The sequence below is a fragment of the Pseudomonas sp. FP215 genome (genome assembly GCF_030687795.1).
GTDB lineage: Bacteria > Pseudomonadota > Gammaproteobacteria > Pseudomonadales > Pseudomonadaceae > Aquipseudomonas > Aquipseudomonas salmasensis.
Window position 1 is genome coordinate 2,967,825 of record NZ_CP117447.1, and the last position, 25,015, is coordinate 2,992,839.

The following is a 25,015-nucleotide window of genomic DNA, read 5'->3' on the forward strand; positions in this document are numbered from 1 at the left end:
ACCGGCAGGCCTGGCACGGGGTACCACTATGACGATCAAATTACGCTTGGTGCTGTTGATTGCGACGGGGTTGCTCACCGCCTTGATCATGAGCCTGGCCGGTTACCTGGGTAATACCCGGATGGCCGATGCCGTGCAGGACAACGACGTCAGCATGACGGTACTGCGCAACCACATGGAAGCCGACATGATGCACGACGCCCTGCGTGCGGATGTGTTGTCGGCCATGTTGGTCGGGCTGGGCAAAAGCACCAGTACGCCGGCCGAGGTCAACAGCTCGATCAAGGAACATGCCGAGCACTTTCGCGAGGTGCTGGCGGACAATCTCAAGCTGCCGCTGGACGCCTCGATCAAGGCCAGCCTGGAAAAAATCAAACCCAGCCTGGACACCTACATCAGCGCCGGGGAGCGCATCGTCGCCCTGGCCCTGGATAACCCCGAGGCCGCACGGGGGGAACTGCAGACCTTCAATGCCGCGTTCAGCCAGTTGGAAGAACAACTGGCGGCGTTGAGCGAACTGATCGAAAACAATACCCAACTCACCAGCACCGGTACCCGGCAAACCATCAGTAACGCCAACTTGACCTTGGCCATCGTATTGGGCGCCAGCCTGCTATTGCTGCTGGCACAAGGACGCTGGGTGACCTTGAGCATCATGGTGCCGTTGCGCACCGCCAGCCGTATTGCCCAGAGCATTGCCCATGGCAACTTGAGCGAGCCGATTGTCGAGCCCAAGAACCAGGACGAAGCCAGTGCGCTGATTCGTAGCCTGGCGACGATGCAGCGGGATTTGCGCGGCATGATCGAAGTGGTTCGCAGCAATGCCCATGGCGTGAATGGCATGAGCGAACGCCTCAGCCAGGGCTGCCATGAAGTGGCAGGCAGCAGCCAGCAACAAAGCGTCGCCGCCAGCACCATGGCCGCCGCCGCAAGCGAAATGACCGCCAGCATCGAAGAAATCACCCGTCACGCCCAACGTGCTCTGGACATGGCCAGCCAGGCTGAAACCCTGGCCAAGGACGGCGGCCGCGTCATTCACCAGGTGGTCAGCGACATGGACGGCATAGCCCGTTCAGCCCAACAGTCAGCCCAAGTGATTCGCACGCTGGACAAGGAGTCCGAAGCGATCTACAGCATTATCCAAGTGATCAAGGGGATTGCCGACCAGACCAACCTGCTGGCCCTGAACGCCGCCATCGAAGCCGCCCGCGCCGGTGAACAAGGCCGCGGCTTTGCGGTCGTGGCCGACGAAGTGCGCAGCCTGGCCGGACGCACCAGCGCCTCCACCCAGGAAATCGCCAGCATGGTCGGGAGTATCCAGCAGAACACCCGAGCAGCGGTGATCAGCATGGAGGAGGGCGTTGCTCAAGTGGACAAGGGCATGGCAGTGACTGCCGAAGTGGAGCGCGCCATTCGCGAGATCCTCCAGGCCACGCTGAGTACCACTGAATTGGTCAATGATATTTCCCGCACTATCAGTGAACAGAGCCTGGCCAGTAATGAGATTGCTCATCAGGTGGAGAGGATTGCGGGAATGTCGGAAAGTAACAGTCGGGTGATTGCGGGCACAGCGTCGACCACCGATGAGCTATCCAGCCTGGCAGGGCAGCTGTCGCAGTCGGTTGATCGGTTTAAGATGTAGGAGCCTAAGAAGAACCAGGCCCGGGTTCCAGAAGAGGCGATAAGTAGCCTGCATATAACTCAACTAAATAGTCATTTAGTATAGTTATGCGAACTGGTTATTAAAAAAGAGGAGGGTAGCTCAATTCCTTGCTCGTTATCTTCCAAATTTGAACGCTATCTCTCAAGGATGAGAAATTAGCACCCTGTAAAATCACGTGTAATCGGCAACAAGTTACGTCGTTTATGGGCTTCAACCATCAAGCGCGTGGATGGCTGAATAGATCTTACGCACGAACTGGCGTCAGGGTTATCGTGCCGTTAGGTTTCACTTCCAGGTCGAGTTTGTCGCCGTTGGCCAACTTGACGACCGACAGGAGATCGTCAGTCAGCGGTATGATTAAATCGCCAGTCCCATTAGCCTTGGGTTTCGGGTTCATTATTTTCTCCAGGTGATCAGATGACAGAGCCCATTCATGATTATGACCCAGCAGACGCGCTGGTTGATTCAGAGGCCATATCTGTATTTTTGGCTGATGTACACGACACCGGTGACGCGGCTTTCATTGCCGAAGCGATGGCCGTTGTTGCACGCGCCAAGATTCGTATCGAGGCAGATGGCCAAGCCCAGGAGTCATCGTCCTGAACGGGTGTTGCTAGTAGCAACACCTTAACGCTGATCACTTGGTGAAAAGCAGCCTCCAGAGCCCCCCAGCTCCGTATATGGCGGTACGCATAATTTCTGTGACGTTATGGTAGCTTTGCCGTCGTTATCGACGAATTTAGCGCCGGGAAAATTGCGAAGCCCCGGCGCTGAATTTAGCCATAACGTCCATTATGCGAGGCAGTTGACAGTTTCAGCTATGTGCGCGAGCCTCCATTATCTGCCTATCTAAAGTGAATGCCATGTCAGTCAGCTACAACGGATTGGAGTTTGAAACCGAGCTGCTTGCCCAATGGGCTGCTTTTTTTGATCTTGCAGGGTGGGAATGGGATAGAGGCATTACGGCCGTACAAAACTGGAAGCCTGACTACAGAGTTTCGTTCCCTTGTGGTCACTCAGAATGCTCCGGCAGTCACACACTTTTCGTATCTGTTTTACCTGTCAGCACCCTTGATAATGTTAGAGGGCATCCAGCTCTTCAGAGCATTTATCGCGTTGAAAACACTCTAGGTCAGCGCTTGGCTGATGCCGGTGCCTTGTTCGGCAATTCCCCCCAAACCTCCGAATGGCAAATGTCGCATGGCGCTGGTGGTGGAATCGATCATGTTCCAACTTGGGTGGATAACGCTCACCAGCTTTGGGACCATGCTGGCAAACTTCTGAAAATCTCTTAGCGCTTTGTGCCGTCTAATCCTGACTATGCCTGTTTCTTTAGTTATTTTTGATGCCTTTGGCACCTTGCTTAAAATTCGTGAAGGCTTTCATCCGTACCGTAAAATCATCAGGCTGGGAATTGAACAAGGACGGCGACCTGGTAGTCGAGACTCGCAGGACTTGCTAACCAATCCTTTGGATCTGAGGGAGGCCGCTGAGCATTTTGGCATTAGGGTGGAGCCTTCTATGATGCTTCAGCTCGAATCGGATCTGAAGAGCGAGCTGGCCAGCATTGAGGCTTATTGCGACGGGGTTTCTGCGGTCAAAAAGCTTCAGTCCGCGGGGCTGAGTGTTGTCGTGTGTTCAAATCTCGCGAAGCCATATGCTTCAGCCATTGAGCGGCTTTATCCATATTTGGATGGCTACACTTACAGCTTTGCTGTTGGTGCTGTTAAGCCTTCTGTTGAGATCTATCACCATGCGTTGAGTTCGGTTTCTGCCACCCCGAACGAAGCCTGCATGATTGGTGATTCGCAAATTTTTGATTGCGATACACCGGAGATCTTGGGTATCCAGGGTTTCTATTTGGATCGCAACGGTGATGCCGGCTATGCGACGTTGGATTTGTTTGCAGAGGCCATCCTGTTAACCAGGTAACCGATTAGGTCAGTCTTTGTTCGTGAGGGTGGGACAGCTTTTTCGTCCCGCGCTCTCGGGCGAAGAGCGGGTGGTAGGGCGCAGCCTTACGGCTTTTTCTTCAGATCTGCAAAAAGTTCCAGGCTGGAACTTTTCTGCTTTTCCTCACTAAGCCAGTGGTTTGGGTTTCCTGCCAGTGGCCCTAGCGGTTCCAAACTCTTTTTAGGGTTCCTAAGAGATTCCAACAGCTTGGCATCCAAGCTATTGATAGGTATTTCGATCTCTTTTCCCTCAACTGGCTTATCTGGCATCGTTTTTTCTCTTCTGCATCGTCCCCAGGTGCTGCCGGTTGAAAGTTCCAGCGTGGAACTTTTGATGCTTGGCTGCACCGATTTTCGAGCGAAGCGAGTGGGGGTGCTGTTACACCCCCACTTTACCGTGGTTTCCCACGGTTGCCGGGTTGAGGCAGAGTAAATTCTTCCCGTGGTGTATGTTGCAAAGGATTGCGATTAATCACAGTTTCCATCATCTCCCAAGCATTCGACATCTCTAGGCTTCCGAGCATGCCGTTGATGATATTACGTGCCATCGGCTTGATGTGTTCATCTAACTCATTGTATCTACGGAATAAAGCTTTCATGTCTTCACTGACATTTCTGTCGCTTTCTTCTAATAAAATCTCATCCGTCGAGCACTTGAACAGCTTTGCCAGGGCTGCCACCTTGTCCCCTGGCGGGATGCTTCGTCCTTTTTCCCAGCCTGCCACGGTGTTCTCACCACTACCCAACGCCTCGGCCACAGCTTTTTGGGAGAGCCTAGATCGCTCTCGCTGTATCCGGATGTTGTCGCCAATGCTCATCTGAATTTCATCCAAGCTGTTTTGATCCATTAATTTACTTCCTGTATATTCGTACAGCCTCATTATTTGGTGGCACAACCCTCAAATACCCTATTGCCATCATCCCTCGGCATCCTGTAGTCTTTCCATCATTATTTGGTGGCTTGACAGGATTTCTGATGTTCATCGATTGGCTCACTATTTCGCAGGAGCATGACCACGATCTACCGATCGTTGGCGACATCGTGCACCTGACGATTGACGCGAACACCAACGAGGTTTTGAGCACTCGTCAGCCACGTTTCAAGCACGAAGGCAGTTTTTCTACGTCCGTAACAATCCACGTCCAGGGCCGTAAAATTCGGGTTGAAGGGAATCCCAGCAGAGTAGGGCGGCTCGATAACTTATTTGGACACCAGACGATTGAGCAATGTGTCTCGGTATACAACGCATTGTTACGAGAGTACGGCCTTCCTGGCTTCACTCGTTGTACGCGTATTGATATTCGACAAGGCATGTCTGGTGCCAAAACTGGTGATCGCATTGCGGATGGCGCAAAGATTGAGCGCATCGATCTAACCACAAATGTTGCGTTGGGGGAGGGGAACGTAATCGCGTATTTGCGTGGCGTTTCTAGTCAGCGTATAGGCCACTCTATCGGATTCCTATACCCGAATGGCCGAACTGTTGCATGGACCCCAAAGGGCAATGGAAAAGGCGGACGCCTTCAATATCGTAAAGCTTATGACAAGGCTTTTGAAATGGAACAAAACTCTCTCTCCAAGGTTAAACGAGCTTTCGGTGAAACTTCGGAAGAGTATAAATACGTTAAGCGGGTTAGAGATTACTGCGCACAAGAAGGCGTGGTCCGCATGGAACAAGAACTAAAAAGTGAATTCTTACAGCGTGAAGCCCTTTGCTATTGGGGTTTATTTGACGAAAGGCGTTTAGCCGAACTCCACAGTGAGTTTCTTAAGATAGATGAAAAGTTGAAGGTGACAGCGATGGACATCGTTAGCATTAGCGAACAACTCTTGGCAGAAAATATTGTTGATTCCACTCGTTCTGCAAATACAACGGCTATGTACGCCATTCAATGGATGACTGGTCAGCGGTTCGATTTCGCTAAAAAGCAGGTGCAAACTCATGCTGCTCGCCTTAATAGAATTGGCATTAACATCCGAAATGCTTGTGATACAAGTCGTTTTGCACCTGTTTTTGTTCGCCAGTGCCGCGAAGTGACGAAAAGCAATTTGGCCGTGCCAACGTGGTATCAACGCCCTAATCATCTCCAGCAGATTGCAGCGTGAGAACTGTAAGTTTTCAAGGCATTCAGCTTACAAGTGGTCAGCAACGACGTTTGGCACTACAGCAGCAATTACGCGGCGCATTTATTAACCCAGTTCTTGCTCACCAGGTAGAACAAACGCTCAAGGATGTTGAGTCTAGGAAAGAACAAGGCATTAAGCCTGAGCGCATCTGGTTTGTAGAGCGCCAAGAAATTGGAACAACCTCTGTTGTTGAATGGATGGGTTATTAATGGATAAAAAACAGTTTCAAGTTCTGCGCTGGAATATCGAAGCGGATATTCGCAATCACATCTCAGATGAGTCGCTAGTAAAGAGTATCGCAAATGATGTTATGCGAACTGTCCTCATCGACTTTTCTAATCAGGCAGTAGCTCGGCACCGTAGTAAACGTCAGTTTCTAACCTTCAGGCGCAACCCTGAAGTCATTGCGCCCAGTTGGGCATACCGTAAGCCCGGCATTATTTCTGTTTTTCAAACGCTAAGATAGGGGCAGTCTGATATGAAAAAAACTTCTAATACGGTCTGTTATTTTGATAAAGCAGGCGTCCTTCTTGAGATTTATTTCAGTAAATCAAAAAAATCACACTATCGAAAAATATATGACAAAGCCGATTTTGATGAAGCTGGATTTCGCGTCAAAGTATTTCGTCGATCTGCAACTAATTAAACCTGGCCCGGTTGGGCAACGCTTAAGCTTGGCAATGAACCAAGCTTTCCAACATAGAAAAAGGGGCAACACATGTCTAATGTTATCGTAGTCGAAGTTACCGGCAACCATCGTAGCGGCACTGCTGCCAAGTCGGGCAAGCCATACTGCATGTTTGAAGCGTATGCTCACTTGCCAAATATTCCGTATCCGCAGAAATGTACTTTCTATGCAGAGACTCCTCAGCAGGTACCTCAGCCTGGTAAGTATGAGTGTGATGTGATTGCGCAAGTACGTGATGATCGTCTTATCTTTGAAGTCGATCCTCGACAAGGACGTCGTGTTAGTACTGGCGCTCCACAAGTGGGTGCTGCTAAGACCGTCTGAGGGGTTGAGCCCTAATGTATGATTTTGTTCGCTGCACTGGCGAGCTAAAAACTGAGGGTGGTTTTCCTCAGTGCTCTGGGCTTTGGGAGGTTGTTCAAGTTCAACCTCCTTTTGATCCTTCACAGCTGGACCCTGCTTTATTGGCTTCTGCCTTCGGAGTGGGTTTTACCCTGCCTGCGACATTTATAATTATGTCTATTGGCATTCGTACTCTCCTGAGCTTTATTAAATCTGACTGAGGTAGATATTTTGAAAAAGTTGATTAAGTTGTTCGCTGTTGCTTCTGTTTTTACTGCTGTATCGGCCAATGTTATGGCCGCCGACGCGTATGACTACACGGCTCTTTCGGGTGCAGTTGATTTCTCTGCTGTCGGCGTTGCCATCATGGCTGTTGCTGCGTTGATTGCTGGCCTTTATGCCATGTTCCGTGGCGTTAAAATGGTTTTGTCAGCCATCCGCTCGTAAGCCATTGAGCTTACTTTCTTAGGGGGCTCTTTGAGCCTCCTTTTTTTAGGGGTTTTTATGGACCAGCTTTATTATTTTGCAATGTTCGTGATTGGTTCCGGTTGCGCCTTTGCCGTTTTTACAGGCTGGTAATTATGAAAAAAATTGTTTGTCTATTTTTGTTATTCGCATCCATGTCTTTTTTTTATAGTGCTTCAGCTATTGCTTCTAATGCCAAGTTTAGTTGCTTTTATGATGTTGACCCCCGCGCATACATGGGACAAGACATGTGTAAAGATCATGGGTTTATTTATTCAACTCCAGAGGAGGCTGCTGAGGCACTTGCTAAAGAAAAGAAGGCTTATTGGAAGTCCGTTTGGGGCAATAAATTTTATTCGTTTTCTAGCCAATTTCCTGAGTGCATTAAGCTTTCCCAGCCACACTACGCATATAGCTGTACTTACAACGCACAGGAAAGCCATCTAGATAATAATGGTGATATGGTTTATAGCGGCTTTATAACTCATTACGAAGTTGTCACTGCTCAGCATTCCTGCCAGCCATCCACAGTCCTCAAAGGTTCAGTTGGCACTGTAATAACTTCCGAGACGGATGGAAAGCGTTACGTTCTTTCACAGTCTCCAGGTGAAACCGTTTGTGCAGCCTCTTGTAATTATAGTGTGCGCACTACAGAAAAGTGTTATTTGTCAATTGGTTCTGATAATGAGGGTTTTTGCAATTATCACTATGACATTAAACTTGTAGATGGTCTTGAATCTTCTTGTGCTACTGATCCTAGTCTTAAGCTCGCTGAGATTGGTGATGAATTACAAGATAAATGTCCTGAAGGCTATGAATTTGCTAATGGCAGTAGGCAATGCAGTTTGATTCCTTGTATTGAGGGTTTTGAGCGCTTACCTGGTAGTGAATCTTGCTCATTAATTCCTACTCAACCTGGCGGCGGCACTGGTGGTGGTAGCGGCGGCGATGGCGGGACTGGCGGTGGTACGGGTGGTGATGGCGGCACTGGCGGTGGTACGGGCGGCGATGGCGGCACTGGCGGTGGTACGGGCGGCGATGGCGACACTGGTGGTGGTACGGGTGGTGATGGCGGCACTGGCGGTGGTACGGGTGGTGGTGACGGTGGTGATTTCTCTACCCCCGGCCCTCTTAACCTTGATGCTGCCACAGCTGGTAAAGGTGACCAGGTCAAAGCTCAATTTGCCTCTATGCACAACAAATTTGTAAGTTCAGATGCTTTTATTGCGGCAAAAAACGGCTTTGGTGGTTCCTCTCATACTTCAGCGGTTTGCCCAATTGCCACTGTTCAACTGTTTGGTAAAGATATCGTTTTTGATAGTCATTGCACCTTGTTTGAAATTATTAGACCGATTTTAGCTTCCATATTCTTGGCGCTATGGTCTTTTGTTGCTATTCGCATCGTTTTATCGGCGTGAGGTTAATATGATTTCTGCTTTTGCGGGATGGCTCAAATCCATAATTGAACAGATTGCAGCTTGGATAATTAATGTTCTGTTAATGATCCTTTCGTGGTTCTGGGATGCTTTGCTTTATATTCTTGAGTTACTTGGTATTGCTGACCAGATTAAAGCGTCTGCTACCTTGTTTGATTCCATGCCTGATGGTGTATGGTACTTCATGAACATATTTCAAATTCAGTTTGGTTTAGGTGCTGTTCTTATTGCCTATCTCATTAGGTTTATGATTCGTCGACTTCCGGTGATTGGCTAATGAATATTTCTGTTCGTCCAGGTAAGCCAGGGCATGGTATGTCCTTTATTTTTATCAAGGCTATTATCCTAGCGCATAAACAAAATATCCCTTTTGCTTTCAAGCTTCGTTTTCCGAGGAATGTGTAATGGCTATTCATGCTTATGTTGGTAAACCTGGCTCAGGAAAAAGCTATGGTGTGGTTGAGCGTGTTGTTATTCCATCATTGAAACAGGGTCGACATGTTGTCACTAACATTGAATTAAATGTTGATGAACTTCTTGCTGATTTCGGTGGGACTATTGAAATATTACCCCATGATTGGTGGGAACGGCCTGATCTCGGTGCGTTTACAAGAAATGGCTGTGTTCTAATCCTTGATGAACTTTGGCGCAGGTGGCCTAGTGGTCAAAAAGCCAATATGGTCGATAAGTCGTTATTGGCTGAACATCGTCACATGGTTGATGAGAAGGGCAATTCTATGCGTATTGTTCTTGTCACTCAGGATCTTTCTCAGCTGGGTAGCTGGGCTCGAACTCTAATCGAAACCACCTTTGTAATTAAGAAATTTTCAAAGAAAGCATATAGGGTCAATTCATATTCTGGCGTTGTAACTGGCGACAGTCCTCCGAAATCAAGACTTATTAGGCAAGCTGCTGGCAAATATAATTCTGATATTTATCGTTACTATAAGTCAGCGACCAAATCACAAACCGGTGATGTGGGTGATGAATCTGTTGCTGATAAGACGGGTTCTTTTCTGCGCTCATATACACTTTGGGCGTTTATTGTGCTTTTTGTAGTGGGCCTTTCTTTTGGTATTCCTGCCGTTACTTCTTTTTTTAAGGGGCCTGTTCCTTCAAAAACCGAGCAACCTAAAGACACTGGGTCTAGCGCTTTAAAAAACCCACAAACTCAGGCTAAACCTGTGAAACCTCAGGTTATTTATTCATCTAATTGGCGCCTTTCAGGCTTTATTCACCCTTCACAACCTAATACAAATAGTGTTCGTGATTCTTCTGTTGCTGTTCTTGTTTCGCCTTATGGTCGTACTCGTTACATAGCGTTTTCTGGTTGTCGGTATTTTTCTGACTTCAAGGAGGCTTATTGCGACATCGATGGAGAGCGCATCACAACCTGGACTGCTGGTGGAAGTTCCTCACAAATTCCTTTTATTGGGGGCTTGGGCGGCGGGACTGCTGAGCGTAGCGTAAGCGGGACTGGCGGCTAAGACCAACATTACGGGAATTATGATGAAGTCCATAGCGGCTGTTTTTTTCTCTTTTTTTATTGTCTTCGGCTGTTTTGCCGATGACTTATCAAAAATCAACTTCGACTTTGATGACGTCTCTACCAAAACGGCTGTACAGCTTATTGCTGATTCTGCGCGTCTTAATCTTATTGGCGCTGATGATCTTCAGGGCTCTGTGACTATGCGTATGAAGGCTGTGACGTGGGAGGATGCATTAAAATACGTATCTCGCAGTAAGGGCCTTCATTATAATGTTCAGGGTGATGTCTTATATATTTCTCATGACGCCAAGTACTTTGAGGGACTTGACTCTCCTTTGCCGCTGGGAAGGGACGACAATAAAAATAGCATCTTCAATGTAAAACATATGCTTGCTTCTGAGGCCATTGCAGGGTTTCCGCTTTTCTCTAGGGATTTGAATCAAGAGTCTCTCTCCGCAAATGACGCCTCCGGCGTTGTTTTGGCACGCCTTTCCCCATCCCGGCTCGAAGAGCTGGCCATGTATTTACATGCCGTTGATTTCCCTCGGTCTCAGGTAATGATTGAAGCCAGGATAGTTGAGGTAGATCGTTCATTTTCAAAACAACTTGGTGTTAACTGGGCTGGCACCATTAAGGCCGGCAATTTTGTAGGCAAAACTGCTGGTACTTTTGTTGATGTAGGTGCATTGCCTCTCACCGGGGGTATTGGCTTTGTTTCTAGCTCCGCGATGCTGGACATGGAGTTAGCTGCGATGGAGAAGGGTGGTCATGGAAAGGTGATCTCTCGACCAAATGTTTTTGCTCGTGATAAACAACAAGCCCGAATCGTAAAAGGTACTGAGGTTCCTTATCAGCAGACTGCAGGGCAGGGGGCTACTTCTACCTCATTTAAGGAGGCTGCGCTTTCTCTCGATGTCACTCCGTTCATCGATGATACTGGTGTAAGGCTCGACATCAAGCTTGCTAAGGATGAGCCTGATTTTTCTAACGCGCTGAATGGTGTTCCGCCGATTAAAACGGTCTCTCTTTCCTCAAATGTCCGAGTTAAACTTGGTGACACGGTTGCGCTTGGTGGTGTGTATTCGACTATCGAGACAACCCAGGAGCATCGAGTTCCTGGTCTTGCTTCGATACCGTTTCTTGGGCGAATTTTCCGCTACGAAACACAATCTATGTCAACGGCTGAGCTTATACTTTTCATCACGCCGACTCTGATTCCTGCTGAGGATGTTGCTGAAGTCATGCAAACTCGCTAACTTTGTTATAACTAAACTAAATAGATGTTTAGTTTAGTTATATATTTCATTGCTTTCGCAGGGCAGAGCAGTGGGCAAATTTTACTTTCAAGTTGAGCCTTAATCTCTGCGTTTTCCTACAACTATAGCGCCACGGCTGATGGAGAATCCTACATCACCTAAGTAGGTGCCGTTCGATGCTATAGAGCTTTCCGATGTGCCTAGGGAAATCGGAAGGATGTTTACTACGTCATAACCTTCGGCATCGTATTCGTTGTAGATATTTTCGAGCTGGTTTGCCATTTCTTCGACATCCACGGTTCTTGGGTCGTAGACGTCTTTAGTCGACATTCCCAAAATGCCGCTGGATACCTTTTTAGTTTTAAGCGCGCTGTAGAACCAGGTGGTAATGAATTTTTTCGACATTGGTAGCTCCTTGGGCTGGGCGTTTAGGGTCCTTCGTTGAAGCGAACGGCTCCAAGGTTATCACGAGAATTGATGGCTATAGGATGGCATCCACTGGTGTCAGGGTTATTGTGCCGTCAGGCTGTTTCTCAACAGTCAGCGTGTCACCAATGACAAGGCCGATTTCGTTGAGCAGCTCATCTGGCAACAGTACGATCATGTCGCCAGATCCATCAGCGGCGTCTTGGCAGGTCACAATCCAGCGTTGGTTTTCAGTACCTGGTACACAGCTCATGGTTTTGATCCCAAGATGGTCAGAGGTCGATAATGCCTGTCTGCCTGTTGAAAAGCAGCCTCCACTGACCCTGACACCCCAATACGAAGGTTCGCATAATGTATATTATGTTAAATCATGTGCTATGTCAGATATGTTCAAGCGAGTCATTCCGTGTGCGGTAACCAAAGACGCTGGATGAACCCTCGGCCAGACCAAAGACTCCATTAAGGATAATCTACTCACCGCCTTCGTTTCCCTGAATCCTTGCGGTGGGTTCCGTCGTGTTATTTGCAGAAGGTATAAAAAATGCTCGCACGCTGGCGCTGGGTGCTACACCAATTGACCAAACGGCTGTGGTTCAGGGCGAGTCTGTTTTCCTTGCTGGGTATTGCGACCGCGTTACTCGCCGTTGTCTTCAAGGACTACATTCCCGAGTCGTTGCCCGCCCGCATCGGTGCCGACGCCGTCGATAAGATATTGGGCATCATTGCCTCAAGCATGCTCGCGGTGACGACCTTTTCTTTAAGCACCATGGTCAGCGCCTACGGTGCGGCGAGCAGCGGCGTGACGCCCCGTGCCACAACCCTGGTGATGGAAGACACCACGACACAAAATGCCCTGGCCACCTTTATTGGCTCATTCCTGTTCAGCCTGGTTGGGATCATTGCTTTGAGTACCGGCGCCTACGGTACACAAGGGAGGGTTTTGCTATTTGCGGTAACCATCGCGGTGGTCATTCTGATTGTCTACACGCTGCTGCGCTGGATCGATCATTTGTCCAAGCTTGGGCGGGTGGGAGAAACCATTGACCGTGTCGAGCAGGCAGCCATTGATGCCATTAACCATCGAGTCCAATGGCCGCATTTGGGGGCATCCCCCTACCCTTGCGAGTCAGTGATCCCCAGTTCGGCGCTGATCATCACAAGCCAGCACACGGGGTACGTCCAGCACATTGACGTTCAGGCGTTAGGCGCGATCGCCAAAGCAGATGAGATACAGATATTTATGGATGTCCTGCCGGGAAGCTTCGTGCATGTCGGCATGCCGCTCGCAAGAACCGTCAGCTTGAGCAACGCACGCGGTGAGGAACTGGCGTCGAGCAACGAAAAAATCATCACAACCCTGGCTATGGGAGTGCGTCGAACGTTCGAACACGACCCCCGGTTCGGCTTGTCAGTGTTGTCAGAGATCGCCTCCCGCGCCTTGTCGCCGGCCGTCAATGACCCCGGCACCGCCATTGACGTGATTGGGCGCGGCGTCAGAAGCTTGACATGCTGGGGTACACCCAAAGAACCCACCGCGAAAGCCGACGCTGATTGCCAGCACGTTTACCTGCGCGGCTTGACAGTAGATGACCTGTTCGATGACTTCTTCGCACCGATTGCCAGAGATGGCGCGGGTCTAGTGGAAGTCGACCTGCGCATGATGAAGGCCCTTGTAAGCCTGGCACAGATAAACCCGGCGATGTTCAGGGGAGCCTGTACCCTGCACGCAGAACGATTGCTCAAGCACGCAAACACTGCGCTTGTACTCGAAGAGGACCGGCAAAAGCTCAGCGCAGCGGCGCGACCGCTGCTGCACTGACCCACTCCTGCGTGATTCGCTCCTCCTACGATAAGCGCGTCGGTAATCTAAGTTCAGCACACAGTCCACCGCCTTCGCGATTTCTCAAGGTCAGGGATCCGCCAAGGGCTTGTGCCAGTTGCTGGGCGATAGCCAGGCCCAGGCCCGTGCCGCCGGTGCTGCGGTTGCGCGAATTTTCCACGCGGTAAAATGGCTCAATCACCCGGGCCAGCTCCTCTTCGGCGATGCCGGGGCCACGATCCATTACGGTCACCGAGAGGCTGTCGCCCTCCTTCGGCTCCACCCGCAGCTGCGCTGCACCGGCAAATTTGAGCGCGTTATCCGTGAGGTTTACCAGCACTCGGCGCAGCGCGTGGGGCCGCGTGTGAATCACTGCGTTGCTTTTGCCGCTCAGCTGCACGTCCTTGCCCATGTCCTGGTAGTCGAACACGAGGCTGTCGAGGAATGAATCAAGATCGGTACGGCGGCTTTCCTCGGTGGCGCCATGCACGCTGCGGGCATAGGCAACGCCTTCACGCACCAGGTGTTCCATCTCGCCGAGGTCATTCCACAATTTGTCTTTGTCGCCGCAGTCGTCCATCAATTCGGCACGCAGCTTCATGCGCGTGATTGGGGTTTGCAGGTCGTGGGAAATCGCCGCCAACAGTTGCATGCGTTCTTTCAGATAGGCCGCAATGCGCGCCTGCATGGCATTGAAGGCGATGGCCGCGTGTGCGACTTCGGTCGGGCCTTGTTCATCCAGATGCACCGGGTGAGTATTGGGATCGAGGTTTTCCACGGCCTGGGCCAGGCGAGTCAGCGGGCGTATGGCAATGCGCACGGCCAGCCACGCGCATAGAATCATCAAGGCCAACTGGCCCAGCAAAACCACCGGCAGCCACGGCGACAACGGCACCATCGAGGGGCGCACGTCGATGGTCACCGGGCTGCCGTCGGCCAGTTTCAGATGGACCTGGAAATGTTTGATAGGCCCGGGAATGTCTGTCACGGTCATCGGGTAATCCTTGCCGATGGCCTCCTTGATCGAGGTCACTGCAATCGGCGTGTCACGCAGAGCGACGCCTGGCGAGCCTTCGTCGAGCAAATAGCGGTAATTGCGTCGATCCAGCCGTTTCAACCAGCTCATGCGCTCCTCGGCGGGCAAGCGGTCAAGGATGGCAATGGACGTCGACACATCGGTTTGCAGGTTACCGAGCATGGTGTTTTTCGCGGTTTCGTAACGCTCGTAATACTGCACGCCGAAAGACAAGGCCTGCGCCAGGGTCAGCCCTACCAGAAAGATCAGCGACAGCCGGGAGATGAGGGTACGAGGCCAATGCAGCGAAGGCTTCATGCCGGTGCTCCAAGCACTTGCACCGGCAGCGAGAAGACATACCCCTCGCTGCGTACGGTTTTGATGTAAGCCGGCTCGCGGGCATCGTCAAGCAGGCGTTGGCGCAGGCGGCTGACCAGCAGATCAATGGAACGGTCGAACAGGTCGGCGTCACGGCCCTGGGTCAGGTTGAGCAACTGGTCGCGATTGAGTACCCGTTGCGGATGGTCGAGGAACACCCGCAGCAGGCGATATTCAGCGCCGCTGAGGGCGACCATGGTGCCGTCTTCATCAAGCAGATGGCGGGCGGAGGTGTCCAGGCGCCAGCGCCCGAACCCCAGCAACCTCCCGGTTTCGGTAACGACCAGGTTGGGCGGCAGCATGCGCGTACGGCGCAGCACAGCGTTGATGCGCGCCAGCAATTCACGGGCGGCGAACGGCTTGACCAGGTAATCGTCGGCGCCCATTTCCAAGCCGATGATGCGATCGGTTTCGTCGTTGCGGGCGGTCAGCATCAGCACCGGCGTGGCCTTGTGTTTGCCGGCGCGAATGTCGCGGCAGAGCACCAGGCCATCGTCGCCGGGCATCATGATGTCCAGCACGATCAGGTCTACCGGCGTGGCCTCGAGAAACGAGCGCATCTGGCGGCCATCCGCAACCACGGTGGTGCGCAGGCCGTTCTTCTTCAGGTAGTTGCCTACCATCTCTCGAATCTCACGGTCATCGTCCACGATGAGGATGTGATCAACGTGTTCCATGGGCCAAGCCTCTGTCAATGGGAATTGCGGCTCAGTCTATAGAGGCTGAGCCCGTTCGCCCGCGGCGGTTTGTATTGCAGTGTATCTGCTGTGGCGAAGGATACATGCAGAGGCAAAAACAACAATTTCCGGGGTTTTGTATGGCTGTGTATCGGGACGGAGTCCTGATACGAACCGATTTATCCGCGCCTGTTTTTGACACAGACGAGATACCTCGCGCGCTTCTAATGAGCCACATCGAGGCCAACCCAAGCGCCTCGGCTCAACTGAACGACCCAACCATTGAAGCCTTGAGGAAACGACCATGAACACCAATACCCTCTATGCCACTTGCCTGTTTGCCGTCCTGAATATCTGCACCTTCTCGGCCCGCGCCGAAGCCGACGTCACGCCGCAGGCCTACACCTACGGCACGCACCTGGACATCCAGAAAGTGGTGGCATTGACACAGGATGCCGGGGCTGCCTGCGGCATTGTCGATGCCCAACTGACCTACCTGAATTCGCAGGGCAAGACCGAGATCCTGAACTACCGCAAATTTGCCGAGTGCCATAGCGATAACTGAGCCCCGCCCACATTTCATCAGGAGACCCTTATGTTCCTCATCGCATTCCTGGGCGGCTTATTGACCGTCCTCAGCCCTTGTATCCTGCCGGTCGTGCCATTTCTGTTCGCCGGTATCGACCGCACACGCTCCTCGATCCTGCTCACCCTTGGCGGCATGGTCCTGACCTTCGCGCTGATTTCCAGCCTGGCCGTGGTCAGCAGTGAATGGGTGATTCAGGCCAACAACGCCGGGCGTCATGTGGCACTGGTGGTGATGGCGCTGTTTGCCTTGTCGCTGATCTCGGCGCGAATCAGTGGCTGGCTGGCCAGCCCGTTCGTGTTATTGGGCAATCGCCTCGACCCCCAAACGCGCAAAATGTCCGGGCCGTTGGGTTCGCTGATGATCGGCGTCGCCACCGGCCTGCTCTGGGCGCCGTGCGCCGGGCCTATCCTCGGGGTGATCCTTACCGGCGCCATGCTGCAAGGCGCCAATGCGCAAACCAGCCTGCTGCTGGTGGCCTACGGCCTGGGCAGTGCACTGTCGTTGGGTACGCTGATTTTCGCCGGACATGGTTTAGTCAATCGCCTGAAGGCCTCGATTCCGGTCACTGGTTGGCTGCGGCGCGGCACCGGTTTTGCGGTCCTGGCCGCAGCGCTGATGATTTCTACCGGTGCCGACAAGACGCTGTTGGCCGGGGCGTCGTCCGAAGGCGTCAGCGTGCTGGAAAAAGGCGTGCTGCAAAGCGTCCCCAAAGTCGTCGAGTACCTGGTAAGCAAGGCCAAGGCCGAACCCACCCTCGACAACGCCCAAGGCCCGATGCCGTCGCTGTCCGGCGCGGTGGAATGGCTCAATTCGCCCGCACTGACCAGTGAGTCGCTCAGAGGCAAAGTGGTGTTCGTCGATTTCTGGACCTACGACTGCATCAATTGCCAGCACACCCTGCCGTACGTGAAGGACTGGGCGCAGAAGTACGAGAAGGATGGCTTGGTGGTAATCGGCGTCCACACCCCGGAATACGGTTTTGAACGCATCATCAGCAATGTCAGGGATGAGGTGAAAAAGCTCGGCATCACTTACCCGGTAGCCATCGATAACAACTACGCGATCTGGCGCAACTTCGATAACCAGTACTGGCCCGCGCACTACCTGATCGACGCTAAAGGGCAAGTGCGTTTCACCCACTTTGGAGAAGGTCGCTACGAGACTCAGGAAAAGATGATTCAGCAACTGCTGCAGGAGGCGAAAGCCCGAGCCGCGTAACCCTTGAAAATCAATGGCCCACAGGCAGCGCGCTGTGGGCCATTAGCTTTTATTCCTGCGGCCTGGGTTGCGCGACCACCCTCTCCTGCCGCCACCGGACTGTTTTACCCCGCCGAACGGCGCCAGCAGCTCTGGCGAAACTCTGTTGATCAACACCGAGCCGGCGTAGAGCGCTGAAAACGCCGCTTCGCCCTTGGCGTGTCATTTCGCCGTGGCGGCTTTTTCGATGAGGCGGGCAACCGGTTCCGGGTTCGAAACCATCACGACATGGGAAGCGCCCTTGACCACTTCCACGGCTTTGGCAGCGGCGCGCTTGGCCATGAATGCCATGGCTTGCGGAGGAATGTTCTTGTCCTTGTCGCCGTAGATGTACCAAGACGGAATATGCTTCCAGGCAGGGCTGCCGGACGCTTCATTGAGCGCCGCTTCCGTTACCGGGCGTTGGGTGGCGGCCATCAATGCCGCCTCTTTCGCGGGGACGTCAGCGGCGAACTGGTTGTGAAACTTGTCCTGCTGGATGTACAAGTCCTTGCCCCCATCGGCCAGCGGTACAGGCGCAGCCAGCGTTGGGCCCAGCGTGCTGCCCGGGAATTTGCCGGCCAGCCCGGCGACGGTTTCCCCGGCCTCAGGTGCAAACGCACTGACGTAAACCAGGGCTTTGACGTTTGCATGATCGTTGGCCGCATCACTGATAACGTTGCCGCCATAGGAATGGCCGACCAACACCACCGGCGAATGAATGCTCGTCAGCAATGCCGAGATTGCCGACCCATCGCTCTTTACACCGCGCAATGGGTTGGCAGCGGCAACCACCGGGTAACCGTCCTTCTCGAGAATCTTCACCACGCCATTCCAACTCGACGCATCGGCAAAGGCACCATGTACGAGCACAATCGTGGGTTTTTCAGTTTGCGACCAGGCGTGTGTCGCCATGCTCAGGCTGACGGCGACGGCCAGTGCGGTTAATACTTTTTTCATTGTTAACTCCAGGTTTGAAGGGAATCAGGGAGCGAAGCGCGTGAAGACTAAGTCGTGATTACGCACTCGCGCCTGGTGACAGGCGAAGCAGGTTTGGTGTTGGGCTTCATCGGCCGGTTTACCGTTGATAAACCGCCCGAATCCCCAGCCACCGGTGGCTGCATATCTTTTCGAGTCCTTGACCATCACCTGCACGGTCGTGGCGGGCCCCGGGATGGACGCCGCCTCGAATTCCGGGGACCGCACATGTTTCCAGGCCAGCTTTACCAGCACCGTGCCATCAGGGAATGGCAGCGTTGAATCCTGATAAGCCTTGATGGCCAAGTCATTGCCCACCACGGCTCGCAGTTCGTTCAGGGGGGCCGCTTCCTGCGCCGGCGCAATCAGCGGCCAGAGGCGGTAGTGTTCAGGCAATTTCACGCCATAGATCGGTGAGGCCTCGCCAGTATGGGCGTCGCCCGAGGCGACACCGGTAGCGGTCAACGCTGCGATTGCAATGGCAGCCGACATCACGGCCAGAAATTTCAGCTTCATCATCGCCCTCCTCTCAGCCGGTTTTCAAAGATGATCGGCGTCGATCACCGCCTGGGCGAAGGCTTTCGGCGCTTCCTGCGGCAAGTTGTGACCTACACCACCGGTGATCAATCGGTACTCATACTTGCCAGTGAAGCGCTTGGCGTACGCTTCGGCAGGTGGGTGCGGTGCGCCGTTGGCATCACCTTCCAGGGTGATGGTGGGCACGCTGATGGATGGAAATGCCGCGAGTTTCTTCTCCAGCGCGTCGTATCTGGCCTCGCCCTTGACCAACCCCAGGCGCCAGCGATAGTTGAAAATCGACACGGCCACGTGATCAGGGTTTTGCAAGGACGCCGCGCTGCGCTCATAAGTGGTGTCGTCGAAATTCCACTGTGGCGACGCCAGCTTCCAGATGAGCTTGGCGAAGTCATGGGTGTTTTTCTCGTAGCCCAGGCGCCCGCGCTCGGTCGCAAAGTAGAACTGGTACCACCACTGCAGTTCGGCGGCTGGCGGCAATGGCGCCTTGCCCGCCTCTTGGCTGCCTATCAGGTAACCGCTCACAGCGACCAGGGCTTTCACTCTTTCCGGCCACAGTGCGGCAACGATATCTGCAGTGCGGGCGCCCCAGTCAAACCCACCCAGCACCGCCGTCTTGATTTTCAGCGCGTCCATGAAGTCGATCAGGTCGGTCGCCAGCGCAGCAGGTTGACCATTGCGAACTGTCTTGGCCGAGAGAAAATGCGTATCGCCATAACCACGCGCAGAAGGGATCAACACTCGATATCCCTTGTCCGCCAAAGCAGGAGCAACATCAGCGTATGCGTTGATATCGTAGGGCCAGCCGTGCAACAAAATGACCACAGGGCCATCGGCTGGGCCGAGTTCCGCGTAAGAAACGTCCAGCAGCCCCGCTTTCACATGCTTAAGAGCACCGAAAGAGGTGTGAGCTCCCGGAGTGATAGCCCCAATGGTGGACGCGGGTACATCAGCCGCGCTGGCTTGGGAAAAACCGACAGCCACCGCTGCGAATTGCAGCACCGCTGCTGCCAACAGCGATGGGGCAAGACCCCGCAGGCGGCTGGATTTATTTTGATTGTTCAGCAAGGTCATCTCCATGGTGTTTCTCCGTAGCGAGCGGCCGAATAGCGGCCCGGTGTGTTGACTGGATTGGGTGTGAGCTACTGGGCTGTCTTGGTTACGCTCAGCTTGGCGCGCAGCGGCCGGAAGGCCTCCCGCAATTCTTCGCAGAACAATTGAGGTTGCTCCCAGGAGGCGAAGTGGCCGCCCTTGTTAACCTGGCTGTAGTAGGAAAGTGATAGGTAAGCGCGCTGCGCCCAGCTTTTTGGCGCCTGATAGATCTCGTGCGGGAAGACCGTGATCGCCACCGGCACCTTGATGCTTACGGTGTTCTGCGCGGCAGCGCTGAAATTGTTGTTGTTGTTTTCCCAGTAGAAACGCGATGACGATGCGCCTGCGTTCGTCAGCCAGTACAGGCTGATATCGTCCAGCATCTCGTCACGGGTCAATACCCGTTCAGGCTGGCCATCACTGTCCGTCCACGCGGCGATTTTTTCGTACATCCACGCCGCAGTTCCGGCAGGCGAATCGGCCAGCAGGTAACCGATAGTCTGCGGGCGCGTCACCATCATCGCGCCGTATGCTGCATTGCGGCCGAAGAAGGTGCTCAAGGAATCAAACGCCTTGCGTTCAGGCTCAGTGAGCCCGTCAGGGGCCGGGTCACCACTATTGATCGGCTTGACCAATTCGGGCGGGATGGTGGCCGGCATGTTCAAGTGAATGCCCAACAGCCCCGGCGGATTCAGGCGGCCCAATGCATCCGATATGACCGAACCGTGATCTCCGCCCTGGGAAACATAGTGGGTATAACCCAGACGCTTGATGAGCACATCCCAAGCCTTCGCGACTCGATCCGGCCCCCAGCCCAATTCAGTTGGCTTACCGGAAAAACCGTGTCCCGGAATCGATGGAATGATCACGTCGAACGAATCTTCAACCTTACCGCCGTAAGCAACGGGATCCGTCAGCGGGCCGATCGTCTTCAGGAACTCAAACTGTGAGCCAGGCCATCCGTGTGTCAGAAGTAGCGGCATCGCGTTGGGGTTTGGCGAGCGAACATGGATGAATTGAATATCGACGCCGTCGATTGTCGTGATGAATTCAGGCAGCGCATTGAGCTTCGCTTCGGCCTTGCGCCAGTCATAGCCGCTGCCCCAATACTTCACCAGTGCCTGGACCTGGGCCAACTGCACGCCTTGGGACACGTCATGGACGGTCTCTTTGTCCGGCCAGCGGGTCGCCGCAATACGCTTTTTCAGATCGGTCAATTGAGCTTCATCGACGTGAATTCGATAAGGTCTAATCGATTCGGGATGGGTCGAGGCCGAGCTGGCAACTGACGCATCGGCGGCCGGGCCAGCAGCCCAGGCACCACCGCTGCCGCCTATCAGGGCCAACCCCAAAACGCCCATTCTCACGGAAGAAGCCAGACAATGGCGCCAGGTGAAACCGAACGTAGCTGCAGGCATTTTGAATTTCCTATAAGTCATTGGTCGACAACGTCGCGAAACGCGCAGAGATAGCCGCGAGTTAAATGAGTCATCCATTGGAGAAGATTTGCGCCTCTCGATGGGTTCATTTAAAGCCCCGCAGGTATCCCGTATGTGTCATCAACCGACTTAAAGGAATCGCTGTGTATCTATCCAAAGCGCAGATACAAAACGATACAAACCGACCACTCGCTCATAAAAAAGCCAATGCCCCGATTTGTCGGGGCATTGGCTTTTCTGGGACATTAAAAATATAAGGGCTTTGGTTTAAGGGTTACGGCTTACCCCCCTCGTACCTCCCGGCGCGGAACTCCAAGGAGTACGAGGCAAATCTTATTGAAGCTACTGATGTTCAGCGACTAAGCAATTTCTTCAGCACCAATAGAGCAACCGCTCCGATTGCCAGTGCAGCAACCGGCTTCTCTTTAACGAATGTAGAAACGCTGTCCAGTGCGTCGCCATAAGTTTGCGTCAGCTGACCGGCAGCTTGGCGTCCAGCGCCCTCAGCTTCCAACTTCGAATCACCAAAAAGCTTCCCCACTGCGCTCTGCGCTTTGCCAGCAACCTTTTCAACAACGCCTTCTACCTGTTCGCTCTTCATGATTAACCAACCTTCGTGTGTCATCGGGTAGCCCAGGAAAACCTGGGCTTGAGGCAACGTGCAAAGCGTTAGGTGGACAGGCTTAGTGATTAGTTCAAATTGATGAACCTCACTTGGTCCAGATCAAAGTAGATCAAAGGACTTTATATATCTGCGAAACCACCCGTCTCATCGCCTCTTCAATCGTCCCTTCATTGCGACACATCACCCACCCCTGCCCCACAGCCGCTCGCTCAAACGCCTCGGTACACGCAACTTGCTCTTCCAGCTTAGACATCACCGTACTGCTCAGCCCGCGCCGTCGTGCTGCCGCCCGCGCCCAGGATATTTGCGCCGCGGTGACAACCCCCACATGCAGATCCGGCACTTGCACCTGTCGATCAATGTTCAGCTCAAGAATCTCTGCAAAGGGTATCAATCGACGAAACGCGGCATCAGACGGGTACCAGCGATCCATCAGGATGATGCTGTCAGGTGGCTGTGCGGCCAGTACGTGCTGGGTAATCCAGCTGCGGCTGTCAGCGAAGCGCTCACACACCTCAAGTTCCAGATCCCGACTGGGGTCTCTGGCGAATTTGTTAACCAACGCCATCGTTTGCGCTCGATAGGGATCGCTCTTGCGCTCGCACAGTCGGACGACCTTTTTATTGTCGGCCCTCAATGCTGTCGTAACCGCCTCCAACAGCGTGGTTTTGCCGGTGCCCTTGGGGCCATCCAACGAAATAAGCAGCGCCCGAGTCATACGAGCGCTGCGTTATCGTTCAGGTTGTGCAGTTCCATGGGGCCTCGGGGTCTGTGCGGTTGGGCGAGTGGGCCTCCATTATGGGCAACCCTATTGCCCAATGCGAGGCTGGGCTGGCCGCCGTGCCCTCCCCGCGTTGACAGTCAGTCATTCAGCATCCGGCTTTGCGGCACGCCAGCCTCGTACTTCAACGCCCACGGCGCAATCAACCGCTGCGGGGTCTGGCAGGTTTTGCGTTTAAACACGAAGTTGCGGCATTTTTCGGCAAACTGCTGGCGATTTTCCACCATATCCAATCGCATCTGTGCCAGCTCCTGCTCGCGACAGCGTTCAACTTGCTGAGTCTCCAGCGTGGCTTTGCGTGTGCGTGCGTGAAGGTACTTATCATCGGTCAACGCACTGTCGGCCTGTTGCAAAAGCCACAAGCCAAATGCCTGTGGGCAACGCGGGCCGATGGCCTGGACCATGCCGTATTGCTGGGCCTGAATGGCACTGATGGGCAAGCATTCTTCAGTGAGTTTATGCGCGATTTCACTGCCCACGGCCCGTGGCAGGCTATAGGTCCAGTATTCGGAACCGTAGAGCCCCATGGTTTTGTAGTGCGGGTTGAGCACCACACCTTCGCGGGCCAATACAATGTCGGCGGCCAGCGCCAGCATGACGCCGCCTGCGCCTGCGCTGCCGGTCAGGCCGCTGATCACCAGTTGCCGGGCGGTGAGCAGCTCCAGGCATACATCGTCGATGGCTTGGATGTTGGCCCAGGCTTCCAGCCCTGGCATGTCGGCGGCCTGGATGACGTTGAGGTGAACGCCATTGGAAAAGCTGCCGCGCCCGCCCTTGATCAGCAACACGTGGGTGTCTCGCGCCTTGGCCCAGCGTAACGCAGCCACCAGCCGCTGGCATTGTTCGGTGCTCATGGCGCCGTTGTAGAACTCGAACGTCAGTTCGCCGATGTGGCCGAACTCTTGGTAGCGAATCGGTTGATAGACCCGCTCGTTGAACGCCTGGCGGGCGATTGAACTGTCCAGCACTGGAACGCCGGCCAGCCGTTGCGCCAGAACATGCCGTGCTGGCAGCTTGAAGGTCTCTGGGCCTTTGGGCTTGAGCGAGCCGATCCACAGGCTGTGATCTCCAGCCGCCACCAACACGGCGTCGTCCTGTACCGCGAGGATTTCTCCCGGGGTGCCCTGGCGGGCGTCCAAGTGCGCGTCGTAGACGTAATACTGACCGCCCAACAGGCTCGCCAGCACGCCGGGCTGGCCATCGGCAGCGTCGATGCTGCGCTTGATAAAGGCTGCGCAATCGAACCAACTGAAGGTGCGGTCAGCCTGGGTCATGTTCGGCTGCAAGCGTCCGATGACACTGGGTTGGGTGTAATCGAGCGGTGTCGGGACGAAGCCTTTGGCGAATTTCGCCACGACGTCACGGATGCAAACCATCGCGGCGTCGCTCACCAGGCCGTTGTACAGCTCGGATTTACGCACCTGGGCGGGCATGTCGAACTCACAGGTCGACCAGATTGGCCCGGCGTCCATTTCCTCCACCGCTTGCAAGGCGGTGACGCCCCAGCGGCTGGCCTGCTGGGTGATGGCCCAATCCAGCGCACTGGCGCCGCGGTCGCCGACGATGCCCGGATGGATGATCATCACCGGGCGCTGGGGGTGGCTCCACAGTTGGTGCGGCACACGGTCCTTCAGAAACGGGCAGATCACCAGGTCGGCGCCGGACGCCTCCACCTGCTGGCACACGGTGGCTTGATCGGTGAACACCACAACGCTGGGGTCATGATCCGCTTGGCGCAGATCCAGCCAGGCCCGTTGGGTTAAACCGTTGAATGCCGATGATAACAACAGGATCTTCAGTGATCGCATGGCTGACTCTTCCTTGAGAATGTGCGACCAGAGCTGCTCGTTGAGCCGTCCCTGGCCATCGATAAGCGCCCAAGGTTATAGAGCGGGCCAGCGGGGTCACCTGATCGAGATCAATCTTGTGTCAGCAAAGCGCGCTGCCTGTTCGAGTTGACAGCCCCCGCCAAAACTCAACAACCTGCACCTCTCACCGCCCTGCCCT

At 53.7% G+C, this 25,015-nt stretch carries 31 protein-coding genes and 1 pseudogene; 17 read left to right on the forward strand and 15 right to left on the reverse strand.

Annotated features, from left to right (window positions below):
- Positions 1-28: 28 nt before the first annotated feature.
- Both PSH76_RS30735 and PSH76_RS30740 read left to right on the forward strand, forming a co-directional pair.
- Positions 29-784: pseudogene (locus tag PSH76_RS30735) on the forward strand (MCP four helix bundle domain-containing protein); the annotation flags it as partial.
- Between the two features lie 132 nt (positions 785-916).
- A complete protein-coding gene (locus PSH76_RS30740; protein WP_370874661.1) occupies positions 917-1,642 on the forward strand; it encodes a methyl-accepting chemotaxis protein in 726 nt (241 codons plus the stop codon).
- A 265-nt stretch (positions 1,643-1,907) separates the two neighbouring features.
- On the opposite strand, the gene PSH76_RS13505 is transcribed toward PSH76_RS30740, so the two are convergent.
- Positions 1,908-2,060, reverse strand: coding sequence for a hypothetical protein (locus PSH76_RS13505; protein WP_305494274.1), 153 nt, complete (start codon positions 2,058-2,060; stop codon positions 1,908-1,910).
- Positions 2,061-2,080: 20 nt separating this feature from the next.
- Here PSH76_RS13505 and PSH76_RS13510 point away from each other — a divergent pair, with 20 nt between their 5' ends.
- From PSH76_RS13510 to PSH76_RS13520, 3 genes are all read left to right on the forward strand, one after another.
- Entirely contained in the window at positions 2,081-2,266 is a 186-nt protein-coding gene (locus tag PSH76_RS13510) for a hypothetical protein (protein WP_032897323.1), read from the forward strand.
- 260 nt (positions 2,267-2,526) lie between these two features.
- On the forward strand, positions 2,527-2,958 hold the full coding sequence (locus PSH76_RS13515) for a hypothetical protein (RefSeq protein ID WP_305494275.1): 432 nt from the start codon (positions 2,527-2,529) through the stop codon (positions 2,956-2,958).
- Between the two features lie 25 nt (positions 2,959-2,983).
- Positions 2,984-3,595 carry an HAD family hydrolase gene (locus PSH76_RS13520; protein WP_305494276.1) on the forward strand — a complete coding sequence of 204 codons (612 nt, stop codon included), beginning with the start codon at positions 2,984-2,986 and terminating at the stop codon, positions 3,593-3,595.
- Between the two features lie 86 nt (positions 3,596-3,681).
- Here the strand turns inward: PSH76_RS13520 and PSH76_RS13525 are convergent, their stop codons facing one another.
- Positions 3,682-3,885, reverse strand: coding sequence for a hypothetical protein (locus PSH76_RS13525; protein ID WP_305494277.1), 204 nt, complete (start codon positions 3,883-3,885; stop codon positions 3,682-3,684).
- 122 nt (positions 3,886-4,007) lie between these two features.
- Positions 4,008-4,463 (reverse strand): helix-turn-helix domain-containing protein, encoded by a 456-nt coding sequence (locus tag PSH76_RS13530; RefSeq protein WP_305494278.1) that lies wholly within the window; start codon positions 4,461-4,463, stop codon positions 4,008-4,010.
- Between the two features lie 128 nt (positions 4,464-4,591).
- On the opposite strand from PSH76_RS13530, the gene PSH76_RS13535 reads away from it, so the two are divergent.
- From PSH76_RS13535 to PSH76_RS13575, 9 genes are all read left to right on the forward strand, one after another.
- Positions 4,592-5,722, forward strand: a complete 1,131-nt coding sequence (locus tag PSH76_RS13535) for a phage/plasmid replication protein (RefSeq protein ID WP_305494279.1) — start codon at positions 4,592-4,594, stop codon at positions 5,720-5,722.
- Entirely contained in the window at positions 5,719-5,952 is a 234-nt protein-coding gene (locus PSH76_RS13540) for a hypothetical protein (RefSeq protein WP_305494280.1), read from the forward strand. The genes PSH76_RS13535 and PSH76_RS13540 overlap by 4 nt, the downstream gene beginning before the upstream one ends.
- On the forward strand, positions 5,952-6,209 hold the full coding sequence (locus tag PSH76_RS13545; RefSeq protein ID WP_305494281.1) for a hypothetical protein: 258 nt from the start codon (positions 5,952-5,954) through the stop codon (positions 6,207-6,209). The genes PSH76_RS13540 and PSH76_RS13545 overlap by 1 nt, the downstream gene beginning before the upstream one ends.
- 252 nt (positions 6,210-6,461) lie before the next feature.
- Positions 6,462-6,755, forward strand: coding sequence for a propanediol utilization protein (locus PSH76_RS13550; protein WP_305494282.1), 294 nt, complete (start codon positions 6,462-6,464; stop codon positions 6,753-6,755).
- Between the two features lie 249 nt (positions 6,756-7,004).
- Entirely contained in the window at positions 7,005-7,220 is a 216-nt protein-coding gene (locus tag PSH76_RS13555; RefSeq protein WP_305494283.1) for a hypothetical protein, read from the forward strand.
- Between the two features lie 134 nt (positions 7,221-7,354).
- Positions 7,355-8,656 (forward strand): hypothetical protein, encoded by a 1,302-nt coding sequence (locus PSH76_RS13560; RefSeq protein WP_305494284.1) that lies wholly within the window; start codon positions 7,355-7,357, stop codon positions 8,654-8,656.
- A 7-nt stretch (positions 8,657-8,663) separates the two neighbouring features.
- Positions 8,664-8,951: a hypothetical protein gene (locus PSH76_RS13565; protein ID WP_305494285.1), complete on the forward strand. Its 288-nt coding sequence runs from the start codon at positions 8,664-8,666 to the stop codon at positions 8,949-8,951.
- A 127-nt stretch (positions 8,952-9,078) separates the two neighbouring features.
- Positions 9,079-10,161 (forward strand): zonular occludens toxin domain-containing protein, encoded by a 1,083-nt coding sequence (locus PSH76_RS13570; protein ID WP_305494286.1) that lies wholly within the window; start codon positions 9,079-9,081, stop codon positions 10,159-10,161.
- A gap of 22 nt (positions 10,162-10,183) precedes the next feature.
- Positions 10,184-11,419 carry a hypothetical protein gene (locus PSH76_RS13575; RefSeq protein ID WP_305494287.1) on the forward strand — a complete coding sequence of 412 codons (1,236 nt, stop codon included), beginning with the start codon at positions 10,184-10,186 and terminating at the stop codon, positions 11,417-11,419.
- 99 nt (positions 11,420-11,518) lie between these two features.
- Here the strand turns inward: PSH76_RS13575 and PSH76_RS13580 are convergent, their stop codons facing one another.
- Together PSH76_RS13580 and PSH76_RS13585 are read right to left on the reverse strand one after the other, a co-directional pair.
- The gene (locus PSH76_RS13580) at positions 11,519-11,824 is read right to left on the reverse strand and encodes a hypothetical protein (protein WP_305494288.1); all 306 of its coding nucleotides are present in this window, start codon (positions 11,822-11,824) and stop codon (positions 11,519-11,521) included.
- 76 nt (positions 11,825-11,900) lie between these two features.
- Positions 11,901-12,023 (reverse strand): hypothetical protein, encoded by a 123-nt coding sequence (locus PSH76_RS13585; protein WP_305494289.1) that lies wholly within the window; start codon positions 12,021-12,023, stop codon positions 11,901-11,903.
- Between the two features lie 363 nt (positions 12,024-12,386).
- On the opposite strand from PSH76_RS13585, the gene PSH76_RS13590 reads away from it, so the two are divergent.
- Entirely contained in the window at positions 12,387-13,664 is a 1,278-nt protein-coding gene (locus PSH76_RS13590) for a DUF2254 domain-containing protein (protein ID WP_305494290.1), read from the forward strand.
- Positions 13,665-13,689: 25 nt separating this feature from the next.
- Here the strand turns inward: PSH76_RS13590 and PSH76_RS13595 are convergent, their stop codons facing one another.
- Positions 13,690-14,997 (reverse strand): ATP-binding protein, encoded by a 1,308-nt coding sequence (locus PSH76_RS13595; protein ID WP_032897328.1) that lies wholly within the window; start codon positions 14,995-14,997, stop codon positions 13,690-13,692.
- Positions 14,994-15,734: a response regulator gene (locus tag PSH76_RS13600; protein ID WP_032897330.1), complete on the reverse strand. Its 741-nt coding sequence runs from the start codon at positions 15,732-15,734 to the stop codon at positions 14,994-14,996. Before PSH76_RS13600 ends, PSH76_RS13595 begins: the two co-directional genes overlap by 4 nt.
- 304 nt (positions 15,735-16,038) lie before the next feature.
- Between PSH76_RS13600 and PSH76_RS13605 the strand changes: the two genes are divergently transcribed.
- Positions 16,039-16,299, forward strand: a complete 261-nt coding sequence (locus tag PSH76_RS13605) for a DUF2790 domain-containing protein (protein WP_098951493.1) — start codon at positions 16,039-16,041, stop codon at positions 16,297-16,299.
- A 30-nt stretch (positions 16,300-16,329) separates the two neighbouring features.
- Positions 16,330-17,541: a cytochrome c biogenesis protein DipZ gene (locus PSH76_RS13610; RefSeq protein WP_305494291.1), complete on the forward strand. Its 1,212-nt coding sequence runs from the start codon at positions 16,330-16,332 to the stop codon at positions 17,539-17,541.
- Positions 17,542-17,583: 42 nt separating this feature from the next.
- Here the strand turns inward: PSH76_RS13610 and PSH76_RS30745 are convergent, their stop codons facing one another.
- The 8 genes from PSH76_RS30745 to PSH76_RS13645 all read right to left on the reverse strand — a co-directional run bounded on the left by PSH76_RS30745 (position 17,584) and on the right by PSH76_RS13645 (position 24,816).
- Positions 17,584-17,697 (reverse strand): hypothetical protein, encoded by a 114-nt coding sequence (locus tag PSH76_RS30745; protein ID WP_370874653.1) that lies wholly within the window; start codon positions 17,695-17,697, stop codon positions 17,584-17,586.
- Positions 17,698-17,742: 45 nt separating this feature from the next.
- Positions 17,743-18,519: an alpha/beta fold hydrolase gene (locus PSH76_RS13615; protein WP_054918943.1), complete on the reverse strand. Its 777-nt coding sequence runs from the start codon at positions 18,517-18,519 to the stop codon at positions 17,743-17,745.
- A gap of 24 nt (positions 18,520-18,543) precedes the next feature.
- Positions 18,544-19,053 (reverse strand): cytochrome P460 family protein, encoded by a 510-nt coding sequence (locus PSH76_RS13620; RefSeq protein ID WP_305494292.1) that lies wholly within the window; start codon positions 19,051-19,053, stop codon positions 18,544-18,546.
- Between the two features lie 24 nt (positions 19,054-19,077).
- A complete protein-coding gene (locus PSH76_RS13625) occupies positions 19,078-20,151 on the reverse strand; it encodes an alpha/beta fold hydrolase (protein ID WP_305494293.1) in 1,074 nt (357 codons plus the stop codon).
- A 62-nt stretch (positions 20,152-20,213) separates the two neighbouring features.
- Positions 20,214-21,581 carry an epoxide hydrolase family protein gene (locus PSH76_RS13630; protein ID WP_305494294.1) on the reverse strand — a complete coding sequence of 456 codons (1,368 nt, stop codon included), beginning with the start codon at positions 21,579-21,581 and terminating at the stop codon, positions 20,214-20,216.
- A 373-nt stretch (positions 21,582-21,954) separates the two neighbouring features.
- The gene (locus PSH76_RS13635) at positions 21,955-22,203 is read right to left on the reverse strand and encodes a CsbD family protein (RefSeq protein WP_032897344.1); all 249 of its coding nucleotides are present in this window, start codon (positions 22,201-22,203) and stop codon (positions 21,955-21,957) included.
- A 133-nt stretch (positions 22,204-22,336) separates the two neighbouring features.
- The gene (locus PSH76_RS13640) at positions 22,337-22,945 is read right to left on the reverse strand and encodes a dTMP kinase (protein WP_305494295.1); all 609 of its coding nucleotides are present in this window, start codon (positions 22,943-22,945) and stop codon (positions 22,337-22,339) included.
- 143 nt (positions 22,946-23,088) lie between these two features.
- Positions 23,089-24,816 carry a hydrogenase maturation protein gene (locus tag PSH76_RS13645; protein ID WP_305494296.1) on the reverse strand — a complete coding sequence of 576 codons (1,728 nt, stop codon included), beginning with the start codon at positions 24,814-24,816 and terminating at the stop codon, positions 23,089-23,091.
- Positions 24,817-25,015: the final 199 nt, after the last annotated feature.